The organism is Melaminivora jejuensis (assembly GCF_017811175.1).
Lineage (GTDB): Bacteria > Pseudomonadota > Gammaproteobacteria > Burkholderiales > Burkholderiaceae_C > Melaminivora > Melaminivora jejuensis.
Map to the genome: position 1 here is coordinate 2,962,606 of NZ_JACWIJ010000002.1, position 26,259 is coordinate 2,988,864.

A 26,259-nucleotide genomic window follows, 5' to 3' on the forward strand; every position below is an offset into this window, starting at 1 on the left:
GAAGGCACGATGGCGGGGAAAGGGTGGCTGCTTGGCGCAGCGCCTTACTGTGTTTTCATCCAGGATGGTAATCCAGCGCGGCAAGCCTGTGGCCGCTGGGGACTATGCCAGCAGCCGGCGCAGGCCTACGCCATGCCTGGGGGCGGGAGGTGAGCATCGACCGTCGCCCCATGCCTTGCACAGCAGCAAAAGAGAGGTTTCCCATGTCTGCCGACCGCCCTGCCCCGCCCGTGCCCACCTCGCCCCAGGATCGCGATCCGCCCGGCAGGCTCGCCGATGTGCGCGGCATCGACCTGAACGCCCCGGCCAAGCCCGACGCCCCGGCCACCGAACCGCACCTGCCGCACGAGCGCGACCAGAACAAGGACATGACCGGCGGCCAGCCCGATGCCCAGGTGCAGCAGGGCTGGCGCGACGTGCAGCGCGGCCTGCAGGACACCGACGAGGAATTGCGCGCGCACAGCGTTGGCAAGCCGACCGTTCCCAGCAAGCAGAAAAAATGATTTCTTGATAGCTGCCAGCGCTTGCCAGGCAAGGGTTTGGGCCGGATTTGGCTCAAATTTCTGCTGCCCTTCGTGCTGCTGCCGGGGCTGGCTGGCAGGGCTGGCACTGCACATCGGCGCCGGTCTTGCGGCGCAGCCGGGCCAGCGCCACCTGCACCTGGGCGTCCGGCGCCGCAGCGGTCACCAGCAGCAGCTCGGGCGAGTCGCCCGCCTGCGCCGCCGCCACCCAGCAGCGGCGCTGGATCAGCAGCCCTGCGTGCGCCAGTGCCCGCACCGCCGTGGCCTCGCACAGCCCCGCCGGGGCGCGCAGGTGCCACAACTGGGGCAACAGGGGCGGCAGCGCTAGCTGCGCCACGGCAGCCGGCACCTGCGTTGACGTCTGTTCTTCTTCCACGAATGGATCAGCCAGCATGGAAACTCTCCTTGTTCAACAAAAAGCCCAATAAAAAAACCCGGCGGGCCGGGCTGGGTTTCTTCATTCGTGGGGGAGAGAAGGAAAGTCACCAGTGGCCGCCGCTGCGGCCACCCCACGCGCGTCAGGGGGCCGCGGTGGTCATGGTGGTAATCATCATGCGTGTGTGCTGCCCACGGGCGCCACGGCACGCGCCGCAGGCGGCACGAGGAGTGGACAGGGACAGCAGACACGGCATGGCGTGCAGTTTACCGCAGTGCAACATGACAGGATGTTGCTTCTAAAAATATAGCTTAAATCGCTTGTTGGGTAAGAGTTTTAGGCGATTTTCATTCCTGATTCTTCAGGCTGGCCTGCAACACGATTTCCGGCACGGCGGCCAGCGCCCTGGACAGCGGGCAGTTGCGCTTGGCGTCTTCGGCGATCTGCTGGAACTGCTGCTCGCCGATGCCCGGAATCTGCGCCTCCAGGATGAGCGTGATGCGGTCGATCCTGAAGCCCTCGCCCTCCTTGGCCAGGCGCACGCGCGCCATGGTGTCCAGCGTGCAGGTGGCAAAGCCGGCCTTCTCGCAGGCAAAGGACACGGCCATGGTGAAGCACGCCGCGTGGGCTGCGCCCAGGATTTCCTCGGGGTTGGTGCCCTTGCGGTCGTCGCCAAAGCGGCTGGCAAAGCCGTAGGGGTATTTTTGCAATGCGCCGGTCTCGGTGCTGACCTGGCCCTGGCCTGCCTTGCCGGCGCCTTCCCAGTGGACGGAGGCGGATTTCTCGCTCATGTTGCTGGCTCCTGTGTAGCGCTTGGAACGCGGGGGAATGCCCGGGCGCAGGCGTGCGCCCGGCTGGAGCGGCAATCTCAGCACCGGCTGGTGGAGCGCCCTGTCGGTCTGCGCTGGCAGCCCTGTCAGGCGCTACAGTCGGCGCATGTCCGACAGCTCCCGCCCTGCCTCGCCCGTCCCTCCCGCCGCCGACTGCGCCGCTGACCTTGCCGCGCTGCTGGCCCGCCGTCTGCGCATCCATGGCCGGGTGCAGGGCGTGTACTACCGCCAGTCCACCGTCGAGACGGCCCGGCGCCTGGGCCTGTGCGGCTGGGTGCGCAACCGCAGCGACGGCACGGTAGAGGCGCTGGTCGTCGGCGCCGGCCCTGCCGTGCAGGAGCTAATCGCCTGGGCGCATCAAGGCCCCAGCGCAGCGCGCGTGGAGCGCGTGCAGGTGCAGGAAGAAGGCCTGCCCGTGCCTGCACCGCAGGGCTTCGTGCAGGGCGAGACGCTTTGACGGCGGCTTGACGGCGCTTCAGCCGCCTGGCTCTGTGCTGCCTTGGCCGATCTGGCGCATGGCCGCCGCCAGCGCCTGATTGCCGCCGAGTTCGAGCTGGGCGATGGCGCCGTCCCGGTCTTCGGCGCTGCGGTTCTGGCTCAGCTTGCGCTTGCCCTCGATGCGCGTGATGGCGACCTCGATGCCGACGATGGCGCCCAGCATGTCCTGCAGATAGCCGCGCGGCGCATCGCCCATCCTCCAGGGCGCTGGCTCGCTGGCCTCGTGCGTGCGCGTCAGCCGCGCCACCACGCCGCGCACGTGGCGCTCGTCGTCATGCACCGTGAGCTGGCCGTGGATGTGGACGGCCTCGTAATTCCAGGTCGGCACGGCGCGGTGCGTGGCTTGCTTGCTGGGGTACCAGTTGGGCGAGATGTAGCCCTGCGCGCCGCGAAACACCACCAGCACCGGCTGGCTGCCGCCTGGCGGCACCTCGCGCCACAGCGCATTGGCGCGTGCCACGTGGGCCACCAGCGTGCCGCTCGGGCCGCGCCCGGCGTCCAGCAAAAAGGGTAGGTGGTCGGCATCCAGACCCTGTGCGCCGGCGCGGCACAGCAGGCCCAGCGGGTGCGCGCGGATCAGACGGTGCAGCTCCTCGGGGCGCTGTTCGGCGAAATGCTGGGGCAGGTACATGGCGGGGCCTTGGGGTTGGGACGAGTGGCGCGGTGGAGCTGGAGGTGCTGCAGGTGCTGGAGCGGGCGGCTGGCTGACCCGGTGCGCGGCAAGCCCCGCTGTTCAGGCCGGGGAAGGATAGCGCGGACGGCATAGCCGTCCTCAAACAACTGTATATTTAGCCAGCCATGCAACGCCTGCAAGCCTTCAAATACGAACTGCGCCCAGACGGCCAGCCAGAGCGGCAAATGCGCCGCTTCGCTGGCTCCTGCTGCTTCGTGTTCAACAAGGCGCTGGCGTTGCAAAAAGAACGCTACGCGCGTGGCGAGAAGAAGCTCGGCTACGCCGGCCTGTGCAAGCTGCTCACCGAGTGGCGCAACGGTGCGGATACGACATGGCTCTCTGATGCGCCGGTTCACCCGTTGCAGCAGACGCTCAAGGACTTGGAGCGGGCCTACCAGAATTTCTTCGCCAAACGTGCTGCCTTCCCGAAGTTCAAGAAGAAGGGCCAGCGGGACAGCTTTCGCTACCCCGACGCCAAGCAGATCAAGCTCGACCAAGCGAGCAGCCGCATCTTCCTGCCCAAGCTGGGCTGGCTGCGCTATCGGCAAAGCCGCGAGGTGCTGGGCGCGGTGAAAAATATCACTGTGAGCCAGTCGTGCGGCAAGTGGTTCGTGAGCATCCAGACCGAGCGGGAAGTCGAACAACCCATCCCCCAGGCCAGCACCGCCATCGGCATAGACGTAGGGGTGGCCCGCTTCGCCACCTTCAGCGACGGCTCCTATCTGGAGCCGCTGGCGAGCTTTAAGAAGCATGAAGCCCGCTTGCGTAGATACCAGCGGGCCATGAGCCGCAAGACCAAATTCAGCAGTAACTGGAAAAAGGCCAAGGCCCGCGTCCAGCGCATTCACACCCGCATTGGCAACGCCCGGCGCGACTACCTGCACAAAGCCACGACAGCCATCAGCCAAAACCACGCGATGGTGTGCATCGAGGACTTGCAGGTGAGGAGCATGTCCAAGTCAGCCAAGGGCAGCGCCGAGCAGCCAGGCAACAACGTGCGGGCCAAGTCCGGCCTGAACAAAAGCATCCTCGACCAGGGCTGGTACGAGTTCCGGCGGCAGTTGGAATACAAGCTGGCCTGGACTGGGGGAATGCTGATTGCCGTGCCGCCGCACAACACCAGCAGAACCTGCCCCGAGTGCGGCTGCGTGAGCGCGGACAACCGCAGGGCGCAGGCCGTGTTCAGGTGCATCGAATGCGGGTGCGAAGGCAACGCCGATCACATCGGCGCGATCAACATACTGGCGCGGGGACACCGCGTAGCAGCCTGTGGAGAGGACGTCAGCCGTGCAAGGCCCGCAAGGGCCAAGCGTGCAGCCTCGGTGAAGCAGGAACCCGCCGAGGCGATTGGTTCAGGCGATGAGTCTGTAATGGGCGCGGTAGGAATCCCACGCCTTTAGGCGGGGGAGGATGTCAAGGATCGGATGCCTGATCGGAGGCGGCATCAGCTGCGGGCCGGCATCCGCGCCCCGTAGGCGCACCAGCCTGGGCGCGGGCTTTTTTGCTGCGGGTGCAGGCGGCAGGTTTCGGGCCGGCGCTCATAGACCGTGCAGCGGCGCGTGAGCGCATCCAGGAACTGGCAGTCGCCATTGGCGCGCCGTGCCAGGGTGAAGAGCTGGTTTTTCGCATTGAAGTGGTCGATCAGCCGTGCCTTGGCCAGGCGCCGGGCGATCAGACGCGGCTCGAAGTTGTCCGCTTCAAAGGCCTCAACCAGGCCCAGGCGCACCAGGTCGGACAGTTGCACTTCGAGCGGCATGGTGCAGCAGTTGGCGTTGCAGGACGCGCACAGACCGGCGCGGTGGCGCGTCCAGGTGTCGCAGTGGTCGATGTCGGCGAGAGGGATGGTGCGGGGGGCATGGGAGGCGGATTGTGGAGGGTTTGCCCGCTCCGCAGATTTCGATTTATTCCGATCAGGGACAAGAAAGCTGCGGATATTGCCTGCGAAAGGTAGGAAAAGTCATAGATTGGCCTGGTCTCTCGACTATCCATCCACCATGCAGGAGTCACCTTGCCCGCATTGACACCTATCGCCCACGCGGCCCGCGATGCAAGCGGCCAATGGCGCGCACCGCACGATCTGGTTGACCACTCCTATGAGGTGGGCGAGCTTGCCGCCGTTTTTGCCCGTGACTTCGGTCCTCAATGGGCACGCCTGGCAGGCCGCTGGCACGACCTGGGCAAATTCCGCTTGCGTTTTCAACACTACATCCGGTTGGTCAGCGGCTTTCAGGCGGACGCCCACATCAAGGGCGAGGCCGGCAAGGCGCCGCATTCGACAGCGGGCGCTGTGCTGGCCATCGATCGTTTCGGTGCCGCAGGCCGTGTGCTGGCGTATGTGATCGCCGGTCACCACGCCGGACTCGCCGACTGGTTCGGCAGCCTGGACGCACGCCTGTCCGACCCCAGAAGCCGCGAGGAGCTGGACGAATCGCTGGCTGCTCAGCCACCTGCCGATCTTCTGGACACACAAAACTTCAAGCCTGACCTGCAGCACGTGCCCGGCGGCAGCGAGGGTTTTGCCTTGTGGGTACGAATGCTGTTTTCCGCGCTGGTCGATGCCGACTTCCTTGATACCGAGCGCTACATGGATCCCGAGCAATTCGCGCGGCGCAACACCTGGCCATCACTGCAGGAGCTGGCGCCGCAGTTCGATGCGCACATGGCAAAGCTGGCTGCGACTGCCGCCGCGACGCCCGTCAATGCGTTGCGCGGCTACATCCTGCGCCAGTGTCGTGCCGCCGCGTTGCTGGAACCGGGGCTGTTTTCGCTCACCGTGCCTACCGGAGGTGGCAAGACGCTGTCCGGCATGGCGTTTGCCATGGAGCACGCGCATCGCCATGGCAAGCGGCGCGTCATCCACGTCATTCCCTACACCAGCATCATCGAGCAGACGGTCGGGATCTTCCGGAGCATCTTCGGTGACGCCGTGATCGAGCACCACAGCAACGCCGAGAGCGCTGCGGACGATGAAACGGCGGCCTCGCGCCTGGCCAGTGAGAACTGGGATGCGCCCATCATCGTCACGACGAGCGTGCAGTTTTTTGAGTCGCTGTTCGCGGCGCGCACGTCGCGCTGCCGCAAACTGCACAACATCGTGCATTCCATCGTCGTGCTGGACGAGGCGCAACTGCTGCCGCCGCAGTTCTTGCAGCCTATTTTGGACGTGCTGCGGCTGCTGGTGCGCCACTACGGCGTCACCGTGGTCTTGTCCACCGCGACCCAGCCCGCGCTGAACACGCGCAGCTATTTCGACCCCAGGCAGAACGTGCGCGGGCTGGACAGCGATGGCTTGTCGGTGCGTGAGATCATTGACGATCCTGATGCGCTATACGCCCGGCTGGAGCGCGTACGGGTGCGCCTGCCTGCCGATTGGCACCAGCCGACCGGGTGGCCTGAACTGGCTAAAGAGCTTGCCACGCATGCCTCCTGCCTGGCCGTCGTCAACACCCGCGACGACGCTCGCGCGCTCTGGCAGACCATGCCGGCGGGCACGCTGCACCTGTCCGCGCTCATGTGCGGCGCGCACCGCTCGCAGCTCATACAGGACATCAAGCAGCGGCTCGCTGCGGGCGTGCCCACCCGCATCATCAGCACACAGCTCATCGAGGCTGGGGTCGATATCAGCGTTCCTGTGGTGTACCGGGCGCTGGCCGGGCTGGACTCCATCGCCCAGGCGGCCGGCCGATGCAACCGCGAGGGGAATTGGAGGGTTTGGGCGAGGTGGTGGTGTTCGTGCCGCCCAGACCAGCGCCGTCAGGTCTGCTGCGGCTGGGGGAGGACGCCTGCCGCAGCGTCCTGCGTGATGGGCAGGGCAGGCCATTGGCGCGCGAGCGCTTTTCCGCCTATTTCGAGCGGCTGTACTACGGCTGCGATCTCGACAAGGCGGGCATCTGTTCACTCCTGCAGGCGCAGGGCAACGAGCTGGCTGTGGGCTTTCGCACGGCGGCCGAAAAGTTCCGCCTGATCGACGACGAAGATAGCCTGCCCATCGTCGTGCGCTACCGCGGCAAGGACGGTCAGGACAAGAGCATCGACCAGTGGCTCGCCCTGCTGCGCCGCGACGGCCCGCAGCGCTGGCTGATGCGCAAGCTGCAGCGCTACACCGTCACGCTGCACCAGAAGAAGGCATTGGCATTGCTAGTCCAGGGCGACATCGAGGAACTCATGCCCGGCCTGTTCGTCCAGGTCAGCGACCTGCTCTACGACCCAGACCTGGGCCTCCTGCCGGATGGGAAGGCGCAGCGCAGCGAGAGCTATGTCACATGAAAAACAGCCGGGGATGAATCCCCGGCCGCCTGGAGCTTCAGGCCAGCGTGACCTTGGGCCTGTCTAAGTTTCAATCCGCACGGCTGGCCGCGTCGCGCCATTGTAAGAGGCAAGAGCATTTTTTCAGGGTAAGTCACTACATTGGGCCTTTCTAAGAAATAGAATAATCGCTACAGGTTTTGCGTTGGGAGGTTGTCTTGAAGACCTACTGTCTGGAACTGTCCGGCCCCTGGGCCTGCTTTACGCGGCCTGAGATGAAAGTAGAGCGCGTGAGTTATGACGTGATGACGCCTTCGGCCGCGCGCGCCTGCTTCGAGGCTGTTTTATGGAAGCCGGCGATTCGCTGGCATGTGTACCGGATCGAAGTGTTGCGGCCCATCCGCTGGATCAATCTGCGGCGCAACGAGGTGGCCAGCGTTGTCTCCACGCGCAACGTCGAGTCTGCCATGAGGGCGGGCAAGGGCTCCTTGGGGCTTACCGTCGAAGACGATCGCCAGCAGCGTGCCGGCCTGCTTCTGCGCGATGTAGCCTACCGCGTCCATGCTGGGCTGGAGTTCCTGCAGGAACGCGACGCGGGCGCCCATGCCGTCAAGTACCACGAGATGTTCGAGCGGCGTGCGCGCAAGGGACAGTGCGTCAACCAGCCCTACCTGGGTTGCCGTGAGTTCGCCGCAGCTTTTCGCCTGGTGGACGATCCGCAGGCTGAAGCAGCCCCCATCCCGGATACGCGCGACCTGGGCTACTTGCTGCACGATCTGGATTTCTCCAACCCCGACAGCCCGCAGCCGCGCTTTTTCCGCGCCCAGCTCAACGCTGGTGTCGTCGAGGTGCCCCACTGGGGCAGCCAGGAGGTGCGCGCATGATTCTCCAGGCCCTGGACGCCTATTACCGGCGCAAGCAGGCAGACCCTGACCCAGCCCAGCGGCTTCCAGCCGAAGGGCTGGAGGACAAGGAGATTCCCTTCATCCTGGAAATCGATGCCCAGGGGCGCTTGGGGAACGTGGTTGACACCTGCAGTGTCGAGGGCAAAAAGCGGATCGGCCAGCGTTTCCTGGTGCCGCAGGGCGTCAAGAAGACTTCAGGCGTCGCTGCCAATCTGCTATGGGACAGTGCCGAATACGTGCTGGGCACCCCTGACCCCAGGAAGCTTGAGGACAGCCGTCAGAAAGGCAAGGAGGGTGAATATCGGGCGCGCCTGCTGGAGATGCGCGCGGCCTTCCGAGCTCGAATCGCCGAACTGCCTGAGGGCGTTCAGGATGACGCCGGGGTGCGCGCGGTGTTGGCGTTTCTCGATGGCCTGGACTTGGAGGCATTGCAACATCTACCCGCGCTGGCGGATATCCAGGCGGCCAACCCTGTGTTGAGTTTTCGCCTGGAGGGCGAGTTGGCGCTGGTCTGCCAGCGTGAAGCCGTCGCCCATGCCGTCCTCGCGCAAAGCGAAGGGCCACCGGATGGCGTCTGCCTGGTGCGGGGCGAAACTGCGGCCATTGAGCGTTTGCACCCGGCCATCAAGGGGGTCTGGGGGGCGCAGACCTCCGGGGCCAACATCGTCTCGTTCAATCTCGACGCCTTCAACTCTTACGGCAAGTCGCAGGGCGCCAATGCGCCGCTGGGCAAGGCGGCCACCTTTGCCTACACCACGGCGCTCAACCACCTGTTGGCGCGCGACTCGCGCCAGCGCATCCAGGTGGGCGATGCTTCGACGGTTTTCTGGGCCGAAGCGCCGCACGACCTGGAAACCGCCCTGCCCGACCTGTTCGGCGAGCCAGCCAGGGACGATCCAGACCGCAATGTCCAGGCCGTCGAGGCGCTGTACCGCACAGTCCACACCGGCCAGTTCGCCCAGGGCGGGCCTGACACGCGCTTTCACGTGCTGGGCCTGGCACCGAACGCAGCGCGCATCAGCATCCGTTTCTGGGAGACAGCCACCGCTGCGGAGCTGGCGCTCCGCATCCGGCAGCATTTTGACGACCTGCAAGTCGTACACGCCGAGCACGAAGCGCGGTATTTGTCTCTGTTTCGCACACTGACGGCCGTGGCGCTGCAAGGCAAGGTGGAGAACATCCCGTCGCGGCTGGGCGGCGACGTCCTGCGCTCCATCCTGGAGGGCTTGCCTTATCCAGTCCAGTGGCTGAACCTGGCCGTCCTGCGCTGCCGTGCCGAGCAAAAGGTGACTTACGCGCGCGCGGCCGCCATCAAGGCCTGCCTCAATCGTTTCATCCGTTCTCGCAAAAGCCTCGACAAGGAGTTGCTGCCCATGCTCGACCCGTCCAACGCCCATCCGGCCTACCGGCTCGGTCGGCTGTTTGCCACCCTGGAAAAAATTCAGGAAGAAGCTAGCCCAGGGCTCAACGCCACCATCCGCGACCGCTTTTACGGCGCCGCTTCGAGCACGCCGGTCGCTGTGTTCACCACGCTGCTGCGGCTGAAGAACCATCACCTGGGCAAGCTGAACCCCGGCCGCGCGGCGCAGATGGAAAAACTGATAGGCGACATCCTCGGCGAAGTGGCTGAATTTCCTGCGCGCCTGAGGCTGCCTGATCAAGGACTTTTCGCGCTGGGCTACTACCACCAGCGCCAGGCCTTCTTCACCAAGACCGAAACCAGGAACCAGGAGGATTCCCAATGAGTCTCGCCCGACGCTACGACTTCGTCCTTGTCTTCGATGTGAAGGACGGCAACCCCAACGGCGACCCGGATGCGGGCAATATGCCGCGCCTGGATGCCGAGACCGGGCACGGTCTGGTCACCGACGTGGCGCTCAAGCGCAAGGTACGCAATTTCGTCGCCCTGGTGAAAGACCAGGAGCCGCGCGAACCTGCCGCCGGGGAAAAGCGCTTCGAGATCTATGTGCGTGAAAAGGCCATCCTGAACCAGCAGCATGAGCGTGCCTATTCGGCGCTGAATATGGCCGTAGCGCCCGAGGAGCAAGCGCCAGCAGCTACAGAAAGCGAAGCGCCCGACACCAAGAAGAAAAAGCCTGCCAAGGACAAGCGCAAGGGCAGCGCCGACGAAGTGTTCCAGGCGCGCCAGTGGATGTGCCAGAACTTCTTCGACGTGCGTACTTTCGGCGCCGTGATGTCCACGGGCGTCAATTGCGGCCAAGTGCGCGGCCCGGTGCAGTTGACTTTCGCGCGTTCGGTCGAGCCCATCGTGGCGCTGGAGCACTCCATCACCCGCATGGCTGTGGCCACCGAAGCCGAAGCGGAAAAGCAGCAAGGCGACAACCGCACCATGGGCCGCAAGCACACCGTGCCCTATGGCCTGTATGTGGCGCATGGCTTCGTCTCCTCCTTCCTCGCCAGGCAGACCGGCTTTGGCCCGGACGATCTGGAACTGCTGTGGCAGGCACTCGGCCAGATGTTCGAGCACGACCGCTCGGCCGCGCGCGGCGAGATGGCGACGCGCGGGCTGTACGTCTTCGAGCACGAGAGCGAACTGGGCAACGCGCCGGCACATGCGCTGTTCGACCGCCTGAAGGTCGCACCGCGCGAGGCGGGTCAGGTGGCACGCGGCTTTGATGCCTACGAGGTGGCGTTCGATGGGGAGAGTCTGGCGCCTGGCGAGCGAGTGCAGGCGGCGCCTGGCGTCACATTGCGTCGGCTTTGCTGACGGGAGGGCCGGCCATGAAAGTGCTGCCCACTGATTTCGAAGGCCAGTCCATCCGCCGCATCTATGACGAGGCCACCGAGACCTGGTGGTTCTCCGTGATTGACATCGTGCAGGTGCTGACCGGTACGACCAATGCGCGCAGGTATTGGTCAGACCTCAAGCGCAAACTGGCGCGCGAGGCCGGGTCGGAGCAACCGTACGCGGAAATCGTACAGTTGAAACTCACGGCGCCGGACGGCAGGAAACGCGAGACCGACTGCGCCAAGGCGGCAACGCTGCTGCGCATCGTCCAGTCCATCCCCAGCCCCAAAGCCGAGCCCATCAAGCTCTGGCTTGCCAAGGTCGGCTACGAGCGCATGCAGGAGATCACCGACCCGGCCCTGTCGCTGGAGCGCGCCCGCCAGACCTGGCAGCAGCAGGGCCGCAGCGACAAGTGGATCCAGCAGCGCATGACCGGGCAGGAGACGCGCAACAAGCTCACCGACTACTGGAGCGAACACGGCATCCAGCAGGGGCGCGAGTTCGCCATCCTCACCAACCTGATCCACCAGGAATGGTCGGGCCTGTCCGTGGCCGAGCACAAACAGACCAAGGGCCTGACCAGCCATAACCTGCGCGACCACATGAGCGAGGCCGAGCTCATCTTCACCGCGCTGGCCGAGCTGTCCACCCGCCAGATCGCCGAGCGCCAGCAGGCCACCGGCATGGCCGAGAACAAGACCGCCGCGCAGGCCGGCGGGCGCATTGCCGGCCAGGCGCGCCAGCAACTGGAGAGCCAGACCGGCCAGCCGGTGGTGTCTGCATCGAACTACCTGCCGCCTGATGTCCAGCCCCCGGCCCGCCTGCCGCGCAAGCCCGCGCCCAAAGGCGGCAAGCGCCAGGGCTGAGCCATGGCCGAGACGCCCGACCCCATTCCCCTGTCGGCGCTGCAACACTGGTGCTACTGCCCGCGCCAGTGCGGCCTGATCCATCTGGAGCAGGCCTTCGACGACAACCTGCACACCCTGCGTGGCCAAGCCATGCACGCGCGCACCGACCAGCCCGGCGTCGAGACGGCCCGTGGCGTGCGTGTGGAGCGCGCGCTGCCGCTGTGGCATGACGTGCTGGGGTTGGTGGGCAAGTCCGACGTGGTCGAATTTTTGCCCGGTGGCGCGCCCTACCCGGTCGAATACAAGCACGGCAGCCGCCACAAGGCGGCCGACATCGCCGCCTGCGACGACCTGCAGCTGGCTGCGCAGGCGCTGTGCCTGGAACACATGACCGGCCAGCCCGTACCCGAGGGTGCGCTGTACTACGCCAGCTCGCGCCGGCGCCGGGTGGTGGTCATCCATGCCGAATTGCGCGCCCAGGTCGTCGATACCGCGCAGGCCATCCGCCAGATGCTGGCCAGTGGCGAGTTGCCACCGCCGCTGGCAGGCGAGCAGGCGACGCGGCGCTGCAAGGGCTGCTCGCTCATCGACCGCTGCCAGCCGCTGGCCACGCACGCCGGCCTGGATGCTGCCCGCCAGACGCTGTTCGACCCCGACGCATAACGCCGCCGCCCCGGCGCAGGAGACCGGCATGCAACTGCTCAACACTCTGTACGTCACCCTGGAGGGCGCCTGGCTGCGGCTGGACAACGACACGCTGCGCGTGGAGGTCGAGCGCGAGACGCGGCTGCGCGTGCCGCTGCACCACCTGAGCGCAGTGGTCTGCTTTGGTCACGTCGGCCTGTCCGCGCCGCTGATGCACCGGCTGGCCGACGAGGGCATTGCCCTGGTGCTGCTGGACGACAACGGCCGCTACAAGGCGCGCCTGGAGGGCGCGATGAGCGGCAACGTGCTGCTGCGCCAGGCGCAGTTCCAGCGATTGGCGGACGCGGCCTTCACGCTGGACACGGCGCGCGCCTGCGTGGCCGGTAAGGTCAAGAACTGCCGACAGGTTTTACAGCGCGGCGCGCGCGAGGCCAAGACGGAAGCCGAGGCCGCCGCGCTGGCCCGTTTGGCCGACGACCTGGCGGCCAGTCTGCGCGCCCTGCCCGCTGCCGGCAGCCTGGACGGCCTGCGCGGCGTGGAGGGCGAAGCCGCGCGGCAGTATTTCAGCGGCCTGAATCTGCTGGTGCGTCCCGACCAGCGCGCCACCTTCGCCATGGACGGTCGCACCCGTCGCCCGCCGCGTGACCGCTTCAACGCTCTGCTGTCTTTTTTGTACGCCATGTGGATGAACGATTGCCGCAGTGCGCTGGAGGCGGCTGGGCTGGATCCGCAGGCGGGCTTTTTGCACGCACTGCGCCCGGGCCGGGCTGCCCTGGCCCTGGACTTGATGGAGGAATTTCGCCCCTGGGCCGATCGCCTGGCGCTCACCCTCATCAACCGCGGCCAGTTGAACGACCATGATTTCGCGATGCGCGAGGGCGGCGCCGTAGCGCTTGCGCCAGACGCGCGCAAGGCCGTGGTCGTCGCCTTCCAGGAGCGCAAGAAGGACGAGATCAGCCATCCGCTGCTGGCGCAGACGCTGCCCTTGGGGCTGGTGCCATTGGTGCAGGCCCGGCTGATGGCGCGCGCCGTGCGCGACAGCGCCGCGCCGTACATCCCATTTGTGCCCAAATAGGAGGCAGCCGTGCTGGTGCTGGTTTGCTACGACGTCAATACCGAAACCAAGGCCGGTCGCCGCCGCCTGCGCCGCGTCGCCAAAGTGTGCGAGAGCACGGGACAGCGGGTGCAGAAGTCGGTGTTCGAGTGTCAGGTGGATGTGGCGCGGTTCGAAGAACTGGAGCGCCGGCTGCTGGCGGAAATCGATCCTGCGCAGGACTGCCTGCGGATGTATCGCATTCCTGGTACTCGAGGGTTTGAGGTACTGGAGCATGGCACATTCAAGGCAACCGATTTCGATGGGCCGCTTGTGCTTTGAACAACTGCAAGACCTTGCTGAACTGCGTGCTATGGTGGCTGCCGCGAACCCCAAGCGGTGGCCGCCATCGTGGCAGGTTCGCGCTCTCCCCAAGTCTTTGATAACAATGGTTTTTCTTGTTTTTCGACATCCGCCTCGGTCATGTTCCGCAGTATCTGCAGGAGCTTCGCGCGTGGAGGAAGAAAAAGCCTTGAAAAACAAGGAGTTGCCGAGGAAGGGTTCGCTCGTCAGAAATGACGGGCGTGGATTGAAACAGGTGCGCGTCCATCGCCTGGCGCATCAGCCGCTGTTCGCTCGTCAGAAATGACGGGCGTGGATTGAAACAACGCCTACGTGCGCAGCCGGCGCGCCACCGCGCGTTCGCTCGTCAGAAATGACGGGCGTGGATTGAAACGCGCTCGCGCTCCTGCCGCTCTTCGGCGCGCTTGGGTTCGCTCGTCAGAAATGACGGGCGTGGATTGAAACAGACGCAAGCAAAAAGATCAAACAAGCCCTGGACAGTTCGCTCGTCAGAAATGACGGGCGTGGATTGAAACACGCCAGTGCGCCAGCGAATGCGGATCGAGGTCTTGTTCGCTCGTCAGAAATGACGGGCGTGGATTGAAACGGCTCAGGGATGGCCGATGTGTCGCGCTTGGCAAGTTCGCTCGTCAGAAATGACGGGCGTGGATTGAAACTATGCCGGGATGATCTGGGGCGAGGTGGCGCAGTGTTCGCTCGTCAGAAATGACGGGCGTGGATTGAAACCGAATTTCACCGTACCAACCGGGAGCCGACTGTCGTTCGCTCGTCAGAAATGACGGGCGTGGATTGAAACAGCGGCTCCAGCTTGGTCTTGGTGTAAGTCCACTGGTTCGCTCGTCAGAAATGACGGGCGTGGATTGAAACAGGCCCTTGATGCACACGGCCAGGACAGCCGGCGGTTCGCTCGTCAGAAATGACGGGCGTGGATTGAAACCATGTGCTCGATGTGCGTCTGTAGGGCGTCGGCGTGTTCGCTCGTCAGAAATGACGGGCGTGGATTGAAACACTGGTCGGCTTGTCGGACTTGATCGACTCTGCGCGTTCGCTCGTCAGAAATGACGGGCGTGGATTGAAACATGGCGAACGGCGTGAACTTCATGTCCGCACCGGTTCGCTCGTCAGAAATGACGGGCGTGGATTGAAACATGTCCGCACCGATGATGGCGACCTTCCCGGACGTTCGCTCGTCAGAAATGACGGGCGTGGATTGAAACAGTCGGTCTTGCAAAAAGGGCCGCCCGAAGGCAGGTTCGCTCGTCAGAAATGACGGGCGTGGATTGAAACGTCTGGAACATGCTCACCACCTGAGCAGCGGTCGTTCGCTCGTCAGAAATGACGGGCGTGGATTGAAACATGACCTTGTCCATGCTCATCGTCATGGCTGATGCGGTTCGCTCGTCAGAAATGACGGGCGTGGATTGAAACCAATCCTTGAATGGGATGGATGGCGCCGAAGCGCAGTTCGCTCGTCAGAAATGACGGGCGTGGATTGAAACCTCGATGGCAAGGGCGGCTGTTTCGATCTCGCCAGTTCGCTCGTCAGAAATGACGGGCGTGGATTGAAACATGCCCCACTGCATCGACTGCAGGCACACCGCGAGTTCGCTCGTCAGAAATGACGGGCGTGGATTGAAACGCGAATCTCGAAGCCGAACTGGCGCAGCAGTTGGCGTTCGCTCGTCAGAAATGACGGGCGTGGATTGAAACCAGATGGTACCCATCATGCCCAGCACGCCCACAACGTTCGCTCGTCAGAAATGACGGGCGTGGATTGAAACTCATGCGTGCCACCTGGCACAACGCCCAGCAGGGGTTCGCTCGTCAGAAATGACGGGCGTGGATTGAAACTCCGTTACGGAAAACCACATATCCACCCTCTGGCGTTCGCTCGTCAGAAATGACGGGCGTGGATTGAAACCGCATCACCAAGGACGGCGCCGCGCCGGTGGCGCGTTCGCTCGTCAGAAATGACGGGCGTGGATTGAAACAACCTGGACGGCTGGTTTAACGCAACCGAAGCGGGTTCGCTCGTCAGAAATGACGGGCGTGGATTGAAACCGGCCTTGGGCAGGATCGCAACGATCAACCCCCGGTTCGCTCGTCAGAAATGACGGGCGTGGATTGAAACAGCCCGGTGATGTCCAGGGTGGCGGCATCGACGGTGTTCGCTCGTCAGAAATGACGGGCGTGGATTGAAACAGGAGCCGGATCAGCGTGTGGTGCAGTTCGCGGGGTTCGCTCGTCAGAAATGACGGGCGTGGATTGAAACAAGCGCAGCAACTGGGCCGTTGGCCTGGGCGCCATCAGTTCGCTCGTCAGAAATGACGGGCGTGGATTGAAACAAGGCCATCGTCATCGACAGCATCAGCGAAATCGGTTCGCTCGTCAGAAATGACGGGCGTGGATTGAAACCTCATTGGCGGTTTTTTCCGCCCATGCCTTTGCCGTTCGCTCGTCAGAAATGACGGGCGTGGATTGAAACGTGGAGAAGATCGACACCAGCAACACCGAGCTGTTGTTCGCTCGTCAGAAATGACGGGCGTGGATTGAAACATCAACCTATGCCCTCCGGGGGCAAACCATCATGGTTCGCTCGTCAGAAATGACGGGCGTGGATTGAAACCAGCCCTGCAATGCAGCTTGCGCGCGGCCCTTGGTTCGCTCGTCAGAAATGACGGGCGTGGATTGAAACCGGTCGAACTGGCAGGTTGGCCTGGGCGCCATCAAGTTCGCTCGTCAGAAATGACGGGCGTGGATTGAAACCTGAGCGCCTACGACGCTGCCTTGTTCCATGGCGTTCGCTCGTCAGAAATGACGGGCGTGGATTGAAACATGCACGGCCAGGCGCAGGCGTACATCTCCGGCGTTCGCTCGTCAGAAATGACGGGCGTGGATTGAAACGTTGTCGGGCCAGACTTCGACCACTTCCGTTTCGGTTCGCTCGTCAGAAATGACGGGCGTGGATTGAAACACTTGAGTAATTCAGTCCCCTATGCACTTCGCCTGTTCGCTCGTCAGAAATGACGGGCGTGGATTGAAACATCGAATCGGACGTGGAAACCGTGCTGAACGACGGTTCGCTCGTCAGAAATGACGGGCGTGGATTGAAACAGCAGCCTGCAGGCCAAAGTGGCAGCCGTGGGCGCGTTCGCTCGTCAGAAATGACGGGCGTGGATTGAAACAAGGCCAAGGCTGCCGCTGCCAGCCAAGCGTTGGAGGTTCGCTCGTCAGAAATGACGGGCGTGGATTGAAACATCTGGCCGGCCACGATGCCGGGGTCGTTGGCGGTGGTTCGCTCGTCAGAAATGACGGGCGTGGATTGAAACGGTACTGGTGGACACGACTTCGGTGCTGCCTGAGGGTTCGCTCGTCAGAAATGACGGGCGTGGATTGAAACAACGCCCGCGCCTACCCGTGGACAGTTGCGCTGGGTTCGCTCGTCAGAAATGACGGGCGTGGATTGAAACGGCTTTTTGCTCGTCGGTCAGGGTGCTGGCCAGGTTCGCTCGTCAGAAATGACGGGCGTGGATTGAAACGGCCTGCTGCGCAACCTCGACCGCGCACCGCTGCGTTCGCTCGTCAGAAATGACGGGCGTGGATTGAAACCCGGACATCAGCGAAGAGACCCGCACCGTGGGCCGTTCGCTCGTCAGAAATGACGGGCGTGGATTGAAACTTGACGCGCACGCGCTGGCGGCGCTCGCCCGATGTTCGCTCGTCAGAAATGACGGGCGTGGATTGAAACCCGGACATCAGCGAAGAGACCCGCACCGTGGGCCGTTCGCTCGTCAGAAATGACGGGCGTGGATTGAAACCCCGCCGGCATCCAGCAGTCTGCTGGGGCGCAGGAGTTCGCTCGTCAGAAATGACGGGCGTGGATTGAAACCTTGATGGTGTCGTAGCTGGCTTTGGCGTTGTCGTTCGCTCGTCAGAAATGACGGGCGTGGATTGAAACAGCAGCCTGCAGGCCAAAGTGGCAGCCGTGGGCGCGTTCGCTCGTCAGAAATGACGGGCGTGGATTGAAACGGCAATAGTCTCGCCGAAGCGCTGGATGGTGCCGGTTCGCTCGTCAGAAATGACGGGCGTGGATTGAAACAACAGTTCGTTGTTGAGGTCGCTGATGGCCTTGCGGTTCGCTCGTCAGAAATGACGGGCGTGGATTGAAACATTTTGAGGCGCCCCTATGGCACTTGACGTTGAAGTTCGCTCGTCAGAAATGACGGGCGTGGATTGAAACAGGGCCTGGGCGTGCGCGAAGTTGGCGTTGCCGGCTGTTCGCTCGTCAGAAATGACGGGCGTGGATTGAAACAGCGTCCGCTGCTGCGCTGGCCGCGCTCAAGCTCGTTCGCTCGTCAGAAATGACGGGCGTGGATTGAAACCTGCTGCTGCAGCTGGCTGATCAGGGCATTGGCGGTTCGCTCGTCAGAAATGACGGGCGTGGATTGAAACTTGTAGCGTGGCGGCCCAGGTCTTGGCGGCGTCACGGTTCGCTCGTCAGAAATGACGGGCGTGGATTGAAACCCCGCGACTGCCTCGGGCAGTGGCGCGACTAGCTGTTCGCTCGTCAGAAATGACGGGCGTGGATTGAAACCAGCCCTGCAATGCAGCTTGCGCGCGGCCCTTGGGTTCGCTCGTCAGAAATGACGGGCGTGGATTGAAACGAAGTCGTTGGTGGTGATGCCGGCGGCGGACAGCTGTTCGCTCGTCAGAAATGACGGGCGTGGATTGAAACATCGAGCGACTTGATGCCGCGCTCGACCCCACTGTTCGCTCGTCAGAAATGACGGGCGTGGATTGAAACGCGGTAGGCGCCAACCTGTCGGCGGTGCCGGTGAGTTCGCTCGTCAGAAATGACGGGCGTGGATTGAAACGTGAGCCTGGCCTACAACGTGGGCGCTGGCCGGGCGTTCGCTCGTCAGAAATGACGGGCGTGGATTGAAACGCATGGGTAGGACACACCTTCCATGCTTCGCATGGTTCTCTCGTCAGAAATGACGGGCGTGGATTGAAACAAGGTGGTGCAATCCGAGCACGTCGCCCTGGTGCGTTCGCTCGTCAGAAATGACGGGCGTGGATTGAAACGAGCAGCTACAGACCGACCAGCGCCTGCGCTGCCGGGTTCGCTCGCCAGCAATAGCAGGCTCGAATCAAAACGGCACCAATCGATCCCTGACTCAGCCATGAACGGAGGTCAACGTGAAAGGTGTGCTGTGGTGTGTGGCGCTGGTGGGCCTGGGGGTGCCGCTGGCTTTGCTGGGCCTGGCGCTGGAGAGTGAACGCCTGATGGCCCTGGGAGCTGGCGCGGTAGCCACGGTGACGGTGGGCTGGCCGGTACTGCTGCTCATGGGCGAGGTGCCCGCGCGCCGAGGCAGCTGCCGCCGCACGGGCCGGGGCTGCTGATCAGGTCGTCATGCACTGATCAGTGCCAGTTGCTTCAAAAAAAGTAGCTGATACCGCTTGCTACACAAGGCTTTTCAGCCTGTTTCAGGCTATTTCATGCCCCATGGATCGCCGCCGCCACGATGATGCTGATGCCCAGGCACATCGCCGCCACCACCATGCCCAGCGCGCGGTTTTGCTTCTCGACTATCTCGGCCCACAGGTCGTGCGGGGTGATCTTGTCGATCAGCACGAAGCACAGCCAGAAAATGACCACGCCGATCAGCGCGTACAGGATGGACCCGAGAAAGGCTGCGGGCCGGAGCCATTCGATTTCCATCATGGCGTTTACTCCTTGTGAACGAGATGAATGAAGAAAGAGCGCAGGCTGCTACAGGTGATCACTTGTGCCCCCGCCCGAGGTATAGCCGCCCCAGGAGCCGCCCGAGCTGCGGTAGCTGCTGCTGCCCGACGAGCCCGAGCAATTGCTCATCAGCACCAGCAGGATCAGCAGCACGATGAAGATCAAGATGAGGGTGCCGCAGCCCAGGCTGCCTCCGCCAATGCCGCCGATGGGGCCGGCGTCCTGGCGGCGAAACAGCCCGGCGCGGGCGTCGAGCTTGAAGGCGCTGGCCACGGCGGCGCTGTCCAGGCGCTGGCCGTGCGACCAGGTGACCTCGCCCGGCGCCTGCTCGCGCGACAGGATGCCCTTGCCATCGACAGCGGCAAAATCGGCGTTGCTGGTCACCTGCCCGCTGTGTACCGGCCAATAGAACTCGCCGGCCACGTAGCCGGTCTCGGCGCGGTAGCGCGAGGTCAGGCGGTAGGTGCGGCCCAAGTACTGCGCCAGCGCCGTGCCGTCCCTGTGCGTGGGCGCGCCGGTGGCCGGGCGCACCAGGCTCCAGCCGTCGCTGGCGTCCACCAGGAAGATGAAGCCGCGCTGGCGGTTGTAGAGCAGGTATTCCTCCCAGCCGAAGGATTCTTCCTCGTCGTCGCCAACCTCCACGCCGGTGCGGTGCTGAAAGCCCACGACCTGCCAGTCCGCGCCCTCGAAGCGGCCCACGCTGCCCAGCGGGATCAGCGGGCTGATGGGGTTGCGCTGCGCGGCATGGCGCAGCTCGCCGCCCAGGCCGCTGCTCAGGTCGATGATGCTGTGGCAGGACGGGCAGGTGCAGCTTTTGCTGGTGTCCAGCTGCACCGCCACGGGCGCTCCGCAGTGGGGGCAGTCGAGCTGGCGCGCCGCTTCCTCGCGCACCGATTCGTCGTCCTTGAGGCCCTGCAGCGCCAGATCCTGCAGCAGCACGCTGCGCCCGCGCTGCACCTGGGGCGGGGCGCTGCCGTAGTCGATGGACAGCACTTCGCCGTCGGCGCTGCGCAGCTCGACCACGGTGAAGGGCTGGCCCAGCGGCGCCAGCGTGGGCAGCTCGCCCTCGGCGGCCACCAGCTGCGCCTGCAGGTGGGCGGCCACGCTGAAGGGCTTGCCGGCCACCGAGGTCGTCAGGCCCAGGGGCAGGCGCTCGGGCGGCGGCAGTTCGCGGCCCGTGGCCGGCAGCGAGAGGACGTAGGCGCCGTTGTCCTCGCCCAGGGTGGCGCTGGTGCCGTCCTCCAGCAGGGCGACCCACTCGGCCCAGCGGCCCTGCTCGCCCTGGTATTGCAGCCGGCCGATCAGCGTGAAGGCCTGCCCGCCCGGCCCGCCCGGCCCGCCCGGCCAGTCGGCTGGCAGCCGGCCACTGGCGCCGAGCTGCAGCGGGCTGTGGTCGTCGAAGACCTCGGCCATGCGGCCCACGCGCTGCAGCACCTCGCCGCTGCGCACCACCGTGCTCTGGCAGTAGGGGCAGACGGCGTGGGTGGACTGCGCGCTGCGGAACTCCACCGGCGCGCCGCAGCCCGGGCAGGGTGCGCGGTACACGCGCTGGGGGGCGCTGCTGGCCATGTTTTTAGTATGAAATCAGGCTGAAAGCCAAGCCCATCAAGCGGTGATAGCTATTGTTTTGATAGTGTCAGATCAGCTTCTTGAGCAGCTCGGTTTTCTTGGCGTCGAACTCCTCTTGCGTCAGGATGCCCTTGGACTTGAGTTCGCCGAGTTTTTCCAGGGTGGCCATGACGTCCTCGGGCCTGACGCCGGGGGCTGCTGCCGGTGCTGCCGGGGCCGCGCCGGCATTGCCGCCGCCCTGCAGGCCGGCCTGCAGGTTTTGCGCCAGCACCTGGCCCAGCGCCACGCCGGCGCCCAGGCCCATGGCGTCACCGGCCACGCCGCCGCCGTGGCCGGCGCCTTCGGCGAATTTCGGGATGGCCTGGGCGGTCTGGTATTGCATGAACTTGCCCATGTCGCCCCCGACCATGCCCATGCCGATCTTCTGGTCGAGGATTTTCTGCAGCTCCTCGGGCAGCGACAGGTTTTGCACCGTCACGCTTTCGAGCTTGAGGCCGATGCGCGCAAAGGCCGGCTGCAGGGCGTTGGCCAGCGCTTCGGCAAACATGGTCTGGTTGGCCGCCAGGTCGAGGAAGGGCACGCCGCTGCCGGCGATGGCGTTGCTGATGTTTTGCAGCACCAGGCCGCGTAGCTGGCCGTCCAGGTCGGAGACGACATATTCGGCGCGCGTGCCGGAGATTTCGGTGTGGAACACCTTGGGGTCGGCCACGCGCCAGGCGTAGTTGCCAAAGGCCCGCAGCCGCACGGCGCCGAAGTCCGCGTCGCGGATGGTGATGGGCTGGGGCGTCCCCCACTTCTGATCGACCTGCTGGCGCGTGCTGAAGAAGTACACATCGCTCTTGAAGGGCGATTCGAACAATTTGTCCCAGTTCTTCAGATAGGTCAGCACCGGCAGGGTCTGGGTGGTCAGCTTGTAGCTGCCCGGGCCGAAGACGTCGGCCACCTGGCCCTCGTTGACGAAGACGGCCATCTGCGACTCGCGCACCACCAGAGTGGCGCCGTTCTGGATTTCCATGTCCCGCATCGGAAAGCGCCAGGCCAGCGTGCCGTCGCCGTCCTCCGTCCATTGCAGGATGTCGATGAACTGTTTCTTGATGAAATCCATGAGGGCCATGGTGCGCTCCTGGTGCGGGCAGTTGAGGACAAGAGAAGGGGGAAGGGCGAAAGGAGAGGGGGCTGGCGCCGGACGGCAGCCATCATAGCCAGCGCTGCAGCCGGTGCGCGGGGTTGCTGCGGCGCTGGCAAGCGCCGGCAATCGCCGGGTTAGAGAAATTCGATTGGCAGGGTCAAATGAGAATAATTATCATTTGTCGCATTCCCACCAGGAGCACTGCCATGACCCGCATACGCCAAACCCTGCAGCACCACCGCCTGACCCTGATGAAGACGGCCAGCTACTACGTCATCCATATCTGCGTGGCCGCCGGCGTGGCTTATCTGGTCACGGGCAATTTGCTGGCCTCGCTGACGCTGAGCCTGCTGGAGCCGACGGTGCAGGCGGTGGCCTTCTTCTTCCATGAAAAAACCTGGGAACGCGCCTTGCAGCGGCGCGCGGGCAGCGGCGCCGGCGCGACAATGCGCCCATGCTGACCCTGCAAGACATTCAGGCCGCCGCCGCCCGGCTGGACGGCCAGGTACTGCGTACTCCCTGTCTCGAATCGCGCACGCTGTCGCAGATCGTGGGCGCGCAGGTCTTCCTGAAATTCGAGAACCTGCAGTTCACTGCCTCCTTCAAGGAGCGGGGCGCCTGCAACCGGCTGGCGCAGCTCACGGCCGAGGAGCGCGCGCGTGGCGTGGTCGCCATGAGCGCCGGCAACCATGCCCAGGGCGTGGCGTATCACGCACAGCGCCTGGGCCTGCGCGCGGTCATCGTCATGCCCAGTTTCACCCCCGGAGTCAAGGTCGAGCGCACGCGCGGCTTCGGCGCCGAGGTGGTCTTGCACGGCGACACGCTGGAGCAGGCGCGCGCCCATGCCTACGAGCTGGCCGAGCAGCAGCACCTGACTTTCATCCACCCCTACGACGATGCGGCGATTGCTGCCGGCCAGGGCACGGTGGCGCTGGAGATGCTGGCCGAGCAGCCCGATCTGGACGCGCTGGTCGTCTCGGTCGGCGGTGGCGGGCTGCTGGCCGGCATGGCCACGGCGGCGCGGGCGCTCAAGCCCGGGCTGGAGATCGTCGGCGTGCAGGCGGCGCGGTTTCCGGCCATGGTCAATGCGGTGCAGGGCACGCAGCACGCGCAGGGCACTTCGACGATTGCCGAGGGCATTGCCGTGGGCCAGCCCGGCGAGATCACGCGCGAAGCTATTCGCCGCCTGGTGGACGACCTCTTGCTGGTCGAGGAGGGCGACATCGAGCAGGCCGTGCTGATGCTGCTGGAGATCGAGAAGACCCTGGTCGAGGGCGCGGGCGCCGCCGGCCTGGCGGCGCTCCTGCGCCACGGCGCGCGCTTTGCCGGCAAGCGCGTCGGCCTGGTGCTGTCGGGCGGCAATATCGACCCGCTGCTGCTGGCGGCCATCATCGAGCGCGGCATGGTGCGCTCGGGCCGGCTGGCGCGCATCACCGTCAGCGTGCGCGATGTGCCGGGCGCGCTGGCGCGCATCACCGCCACCGTGGCCGCTGCCGGCGCCAACATCGAGGAAGTCCACCACCAGCGCGCCTTCACGCTGCTGGCGGCGCAGAACGTGGAGATCGAGCTGGTGCTGCAAACGCGCGGGCGCGCGCACATCCAGCAGGTGCTGGCCGCCCTGCGCGCCGCCGACATGCAGGCGCAGGAGCACGCCGCGCCCTGCTCCGCTACACTGGCCGGCACCCCCCCACCCATGAAGCCACCGGAGACGCGCCATGACCCACGACCCTGCTCTTGCTGCCGACACCATCCATCCGGTCGATCCTGTGGAGTCCGTGGTCGGCGTCATCCCCTTCGTGATCCCGGCGGTGGGCGCGGCCATGATCTTCCTGCTGGCCTTCATCGCCGTGTACGTCGGCTGAGGCGGCCACGGCCCGCCGCCGTCCCCGCAGCACACGCCCCGCCCTGCAGCGGGGCTTTTTTGTGCCCGATATTTATTCATGCATATTTCAATGCGGATTTTGCATAGTTTTGACCCCTATCCGACAGACAAATGCAAGGTGGGTTCATAAAATCGCGGGTTCGTCCGCCGGCATGGATAGACAGTGCGCCGCCGCAGCGCGCAGCGTCCAGAGCCGTTTTCTCCAAGGCAGCGTCCCCGCTTCACGCATCCGCGCCGGCAGCTGGTGCCGGCCACCGAAGGCCACAGACGCGCACCTTTGAAAAGACGGTTTTTTCACTTCAAGGTCGCTCCCATGAACGCACCCACCATGCAAGGGCTGGACATCCAGGCCCCCTCCTACGTCAAGAACGCCAGGCTGATTGCCTGGGTGGCCGACATGGCCGCGCTGTGCAAGCCCGCGCGCATCCACTGGTGCGACGGCAGCGCCGAGGAATACGACCAGCTGTGCCAGCAACTGGTTGACGCCGGTACCTTCAAGCGCCTGAACCCGGCCAAGCGTCCCAACAGCTACCTGGCCTGGTCTGACCCCTCCGACGTGGCGCGCGTCGAGGATCGCACCTTCATCTGCTCGGAAAACAAGGACGACGCCGGCCCGACCAACAACTGGATGGCCCCCGCCGAGATGCGCGCCACGCTGCAGCCGCTGTTCGATGGCTGCATGACCGGGCGCACCATGTACGTGGTGCCGTTCTCCATGGGCCCGCTGGGCAGCCCGATCGCCCACATCGGCGTGGAGCTGTCCGACAGCGCCTATGTCGCCGTGAACATGAAGATCATGACGCGCATGGGCCGTGCGGTGTACGACGTGCTGGGCACCGAGGGCGAGTTCGTGCCCTGCATGCACACCGTGGGCGCGCCGCTGGCCGAGGGCCAGAAGGACGAGACCTCCTGGCCCTGCAACCCCACCACCAAGTACATCGTCCACTACCCCGAGACGCGCGAGATCTGGAGCTACGGCTCGGGCTACGGCGGCAACGCCCTGCTGGGCAAGAAGTGCCTGGCGCTGCGCATCGCCTCCAAGATGGGCCGCGACCAGGGCTGGCTGGCCGAGCACATGCTGATCCTGGGCGTGCAAAGCCCAGGCGGCAAGAAGCACCACGTCGCCGCTGCCTTCCCCAGCGCCTGCGGCAAGACCAACTTCTCCATGCTGGTGCCGCCGCCGGCCTTCGATGGCTGGAAGGTCACCACCATCGGCGACGACATCGCCTGGATCAAGCCCCAGGCCGATGGCAGCCTGCGCGCCATCAACCCGGAAGCGGGCTACTTCGGCGTCGCCCCTGGCACCAACATGAAGACCAACCCCAACTGCATGTTGAGCCTGAACCGCGACGTGATCTTCACCAACGTCGCGCTGACCGACGACGGCGACGTGTGGTGGGAAGGCATGGAGGCCGACACCGGTGTCGTGCCCGAGCACCTGATCGACTGGCAGGGCCGCGACTGGACGCCGGCCATCGCCCGCGAGACCGGCGCCAAGGCCGCCCACCCCAACGCCCGCTTCACCGTCGCCGCGACCAACAACCCGGCGCTGGACTCGGCCTGGGACGATCCGGCGGGCGTCAGGATCGACGCCATCATCTTCGGTGGCCGCCGCTCGACCACCGTGCCGCTGGTGACCGAGGCGCGCAACTGGACTGAGGGTGTCTACATGGCCGCCACCATGGGCAGCGAGACCACGGCGGCAGCCTTTGGCAAGCAGGGCGTGGTGCGCCGCGACCCGTTCGCCATGCTGCCCTTCATGGGCTACCACATGAGCGACTACTTCCAGCACTGGCTGGATCTGGGCGCAAAGATCAAGGCCCAGGGCGCCGAGCTGCCGCGCATCTTCACCACCAACTGGTTCCGCAAGAACGAGGCCGGCAAGTTCGTCTGGCCCGGCTATGGCGAGAACATGCGCGTGCTCAAGTGGATGATCGACCGCATCGAAGGCCAGGCTGCCGGGCAGGAAACGCCCTTCGGCATCGCCCCCCAATACGCCGAGATCAACTGGAGCGGGCTGGATTTTTCCGCCGCCCAGTTCGACAGCGTGACTGGCATCGACCGCTCCGCCTGGCTCGATGAGCTGGCCCTGCACGGCGAGCACTTCGACAAGCTGGCCCAGCGCCTGCCCGAGGCGCTGCTGGCCACCAAGGCGCGCCTGCACGAGCGTCTGGGCGCCTGAGAGCGCCCTGGCCTGACCGGCCATGCCGGCCCCTGGCAGCCAGGGGCTGGGCAGGCCACTGCGCC

Annotated in this window: 22 protein-coding genes, 1 pseudogene and 1 CRISPR repeat array; of the genes and pseudogenes, 16 read left to right on the forward strand and 7 right to left on the reverse strand. The window is 64.9% G+C overall.

All coding sequences use genetic code 11. The annotated features are described in order from the left end of the window. The first annotated feature begins 203 nt into the window (after nt 1-203). Entirely contained in the window at nt 204-503 is a 300-nt protein-coding gene (locus IDM45_RS14005; RefSeq protein ID WP_209423401.1) for a hypothetical protein, read from the forward strand. Nucleotides 504-555: 52 nt separating this feature from the next. Here the strand turns inward: IDM45_RS14005 and IDM45_RS14010 are convergent, their stop codons facing one another. Together IDM45_RS14010 and IDM45_RS14015 are read right to left on the reverse strand one after the other, a co-directional pair. After that, complete coding sequence (locus IDM45_RS14010; RefSeq protein ID WP_209423402.1) at nt 556-915, reverse strand: hypothetical protein; 360 nt, start codon at nt 913-915, stop codon at nt 556-558. Nucleotides 916-1,244: 329 nt separating this feature from the next. Then, nucleotides 1,245-1,688 carry an OsmC family protein gene (locus IDM45_RS14015; protein ID WP_209423403.1) on the reverse strand — a complete coding sequence of 148 codons (444 nt, stop codon included), beginning with the start codon at nt 1,686-1,688 and terminating at the stop codon, nt 1,245-1,247. 145 nt (nt 1,689-1,833) lie between these two features. Here IDM45_RS14015 and IDM45_RS14020 point away from each other — a divergent pair, with 145 nt between their 5' ends. Continuing rightward, nucleotides 1,834-2,184, forward strand: coding sequence for an acylphosphatase (locus IDM45_RS14020; RefSeq protein ID WP_209423404.1), 351 nt, complete (start codon nt 1,834-1,836; stop codon nt 2,182-2,184). 18 nt (nt 2,185-2,202) lie between these two features. On the opposite strand, the gene IDM45_RS14025 is transcribed toward IDM45_RS14020, so the two are convergent. Continuing rightward, nucleotides 2,203-2,856, reverse strand: a complete 654-nt coding sequence (locus IDM45_RS14025; RefSeq protein WP_209423405.1) for an FMN-binding negative transcriptional regulator — start codon at nt 2,854-2,856, stop codon at nt 2,203-2,205. A gap of 167 nt (nt 2,857-3,023) precedes the next feature. On the opposite strand from IDM45_RS14025, the gene IDM45_RS14030 reads away from it, so the two are divergent. Next, nucleotides 3,024-4,298: an RNA-guided endonuclease InsQ/TnpB family protein gene (locus tag IDM45_RS14030; RefSeq protein ID WP_209423406.1), complete on the forward strand. Its 1,275-nt coding sequence runs from the start codon at nt 3,024-3,026 to the stop codon at nt 4,296-4,298. A gap of 44 nt (nt 4,299-4,342) precedes the next feature. Here IDM45_RS14030 and IDM45_RS14035 read toward each other — a convergent pair whose 3' ends face one another. Continuing rightward, nucleotides 4,343-4,741, reverse strand: coding sequence for a YkgJ family cysteine cluster protein (locus tag IDM45_RS14035; protein WP_209424136.1), 399 nt, complete (start codon nt 4,739-4,741; stop codon nt 4,343-4,345). A 165-nt stretch (nt 4,742-4,906) separates the two neighbouring features. On the opposite strand from IDM45_RS14035, the gene IDM45_RS14040 reads away from it, so the two are divergent. The 10 genes from IDM45_RS14040 to IDM45_RS14085 all read left to right on the forward strand — a co-directional run bounded on the left by IDM45_RS14040 (nt 4,907) and on the right by IDM45_RS14085 (nt 19,089). Then, nucleotides 4,907-6,862: a CRISPR-associated endonuclease Cas3'' gene (locus IDM45_RS14040; protein WP_209423407.1), complete on the forward strand. Its 1,956-nt coding sequence runs from the start codon at nt 4,907-4,909 to the stop codon at nt 6,860-6,862. Continuing rightward, on the forward strand, nt 6,826-7,164 hold the full coding sequence (locus IDM45_RS14045) for a hypothetical protein (protein ID WP_209423408.1): 339 nt from the start codon (nt 6,826-6,828) through the stop codon (nt 7,162-7,164). The genes IDM45_RS14040 and IDM45_RS14045 overlap by 37 nt, the downstream gene beginning before the upstream one ends. A 197-nt stretch (nt 7,165-7,361) precedes the next feature. Continuing rightward, nucleotides 7,362-8,027 (forward strand): type I-C CRISPR-associated protein Cas5c, encoded by a 666-nt coding sequence (gene cas5c, locus IDM45_RS14050; RefSeq protein ID WP_209423409.1) that lies wholly within the window; start codon nt 7,362-7,364, stop codon nt 8,025-8,027. Next, on the forward strand, nt 8,024-9,793 hold the full coding sequence (cas8c, locus tag IDM45_RS14055; protein WP_209423410.1) for a type I-C CRISPR-associated protein Cas8c/Csd1: 1,770 nt from the start codon (nt 8,024-8,026) through the stop codon (nt 9,791-9,793). The genes cas5c and cas8c overlap by 4 nt, the downstream gene beginning before the upstream one ends. Continuing rightward, nucleotides 9,790-10,776: a type I-C CRISPR-associated protein Cas7/Csd2 gene (gene cas7c, locus IDM45_RS14060; protein WP_209423411.1), complete on the forward strand. Its 987-nt coding sequence runs from the start codon at nt 9,790-9,792 to the stop codon at nt 10,774-10,776. The genes cas8c and cas7c overlap by 4 nt, the downstream gene beginning before the upstream one ends. A gap of 14 nt (nt 10,777-10,790) precedes the next feature. Beyond that, nucleotides 10,791-11,663, forward strand: a complete 873-nt coding sequence (locus tag IDM45_RS14065) for a BRO-N domain-containing protein (protein ID WP_209423412.1) — start codon at nt 10,791-10,793, stop codon at nt 11,661-11,663. A gap of 3 nt (nt 11,664-11,666) precedes the next feature. Beyond that, complete coding sequence (cas4, locus tag IDM45_RS14070; RefSeq protein ID WP_209423413.1) at nt 11,667-12,308, forward strand: CRISPR-associated protein Cas4; 642 nt, start codon at nt 11,667-11,669, stop codon at nt 12,306-12,308. Between the two features lie 28 nt (nt 12,309-12,336). After that, a complete protein-coding gene (cas1c, locus tag IDM45_RS14075) occupies nt 12,337-13,365 on the forward strand; it encodes a type I-C CRISPR-associated endonuclease Cas1c (RefSeq protein ID WP_209423414.1) in 1,029 nt (342 codons plus the stop codon). Nucleotides 13,366-13,374: 9 nt separating this feature from the next. Further along, nucleotides 13,375-13,665 (forward strand): CRISPR-associated endonuclease Cas2, encoded by a 291-nt coding sequence (gene cas2, locus IDM45_RS14080; RefSeq protein WP_209423415.1) that lies wholly within the window; start codon nt 13,375-13,377, stop codon nt 13,663-13,665. Between the two features lie 218 nt (nt 13,666-13,883). Next, a CRISPR array of direct repeats spans nt 13,884-18,771; the repeat unit is 36 nt; unit sequence GTTCGCTCGTCAGAAATGACGGGCGTGGATTGAAAC. 114 nt (nt 18,772-18,885) lie between these two features. Beyond that, nucleotides 18,886-19,089 carry a hypothetical protein gene (locus tag IDM45_RS14085; protein WP_209423416.1) on the forward strand — a complete coding sequence of 68 codons (204 nt, stop codon included), beginning with the start codon at nt 18,886-18,888 and terminating at the stop codon, nt 19,087-19,089. Between the two features lie 94 nt (nt 19,090-19,183). Here IDM45_RS14085 and IDM45_RS14090 read toward each other — a convergent pair whose 3' ends face one another. The 3 genes from IDM45_RS14090 to IDM45_RS14100 form a co-directional block, all read right to left on the reverse strand. Further along, nucleotides 19,184-19,411, reverse strand: a complete 228-nt coding sequence (locus IDM45_RS14090; protein ID WP_209423417.1) for a DUF350 domain-containing protein — start codon at nt 19,409-19,411, stop codon at nt 19,184-19,186. Nucleotides 19,412-19,459: 48 nt separating this feature from the next. Further along, complete coding sequence (locus IDM45_RS14095; protein WP_209423418.1) at nt 19,460-21,001, reverse strand: DUF4178 domain-containing protein; 1,542 nt, start codon at nt 20,999-21,001, stop codon at nt 19,460-19,462. 67 nt (nt 21,002-21,068) lie between these two features. Further along, nucleotides 21,069-22,115, reverse strand: coding sequence for an SPFH domain-containing protein (locus tag IDM45_RS14100; RefSeq protein WP_209423419.1), 1,047 nt, complete (start codon nt 22,113-22,115; stop codon nt 21,069-21,071). A gap of 221 nt (nt 22,116-22,336) precedes the next feature. Between IDM45_RS14100 and IDM45_RS14105 the strand changes: the two genes are divergently transcribed. From IDM45_RS14105 to IDM45_RS14115, 3 genes and pseudogenes are all read left to right on the forward strand, one after another. Beyond that, nucleotides 22,337-22,591 carry a DUF2061 domain-containing protein gene (locus IDM45_RS14105; RefSeq protein WP_209423420.1) on the forward strand — a complete coding sequence of 85 codons (255 nt, stop codon included), beginning with the start codon at nt 22,337-22,339 and terminating at the stop codon, nt 22,589-22,591. Further along, nucleotides 22,585-23,772: pseudogene (locus tag IDM45_RS14110) on the forward strand (threonine ammonia-lyase); the annotation flags it as partial. The gene IDM45_RS14105 and the pseudogene IDM45_RS14110, both read left to right, overlap by 7 nt. Nucleotides 23,773-24,325: 553 nt before the next feature. After that, the gene (locus IDM45_RS14115) at nt 24,326-26,194 is read left to right on the forward strand and encodes a phosphoenolpyruvate carboxykinase (GTP) (protein WP_209423421.1); all 1,869 of its coding nucleotides are present in this window, start codon (nt 24,326-24,328) and stop codon (nt 26,192-26,194) included. Nucleotides 26,195-26,259 lie beyond the last annotated feature (65 nt).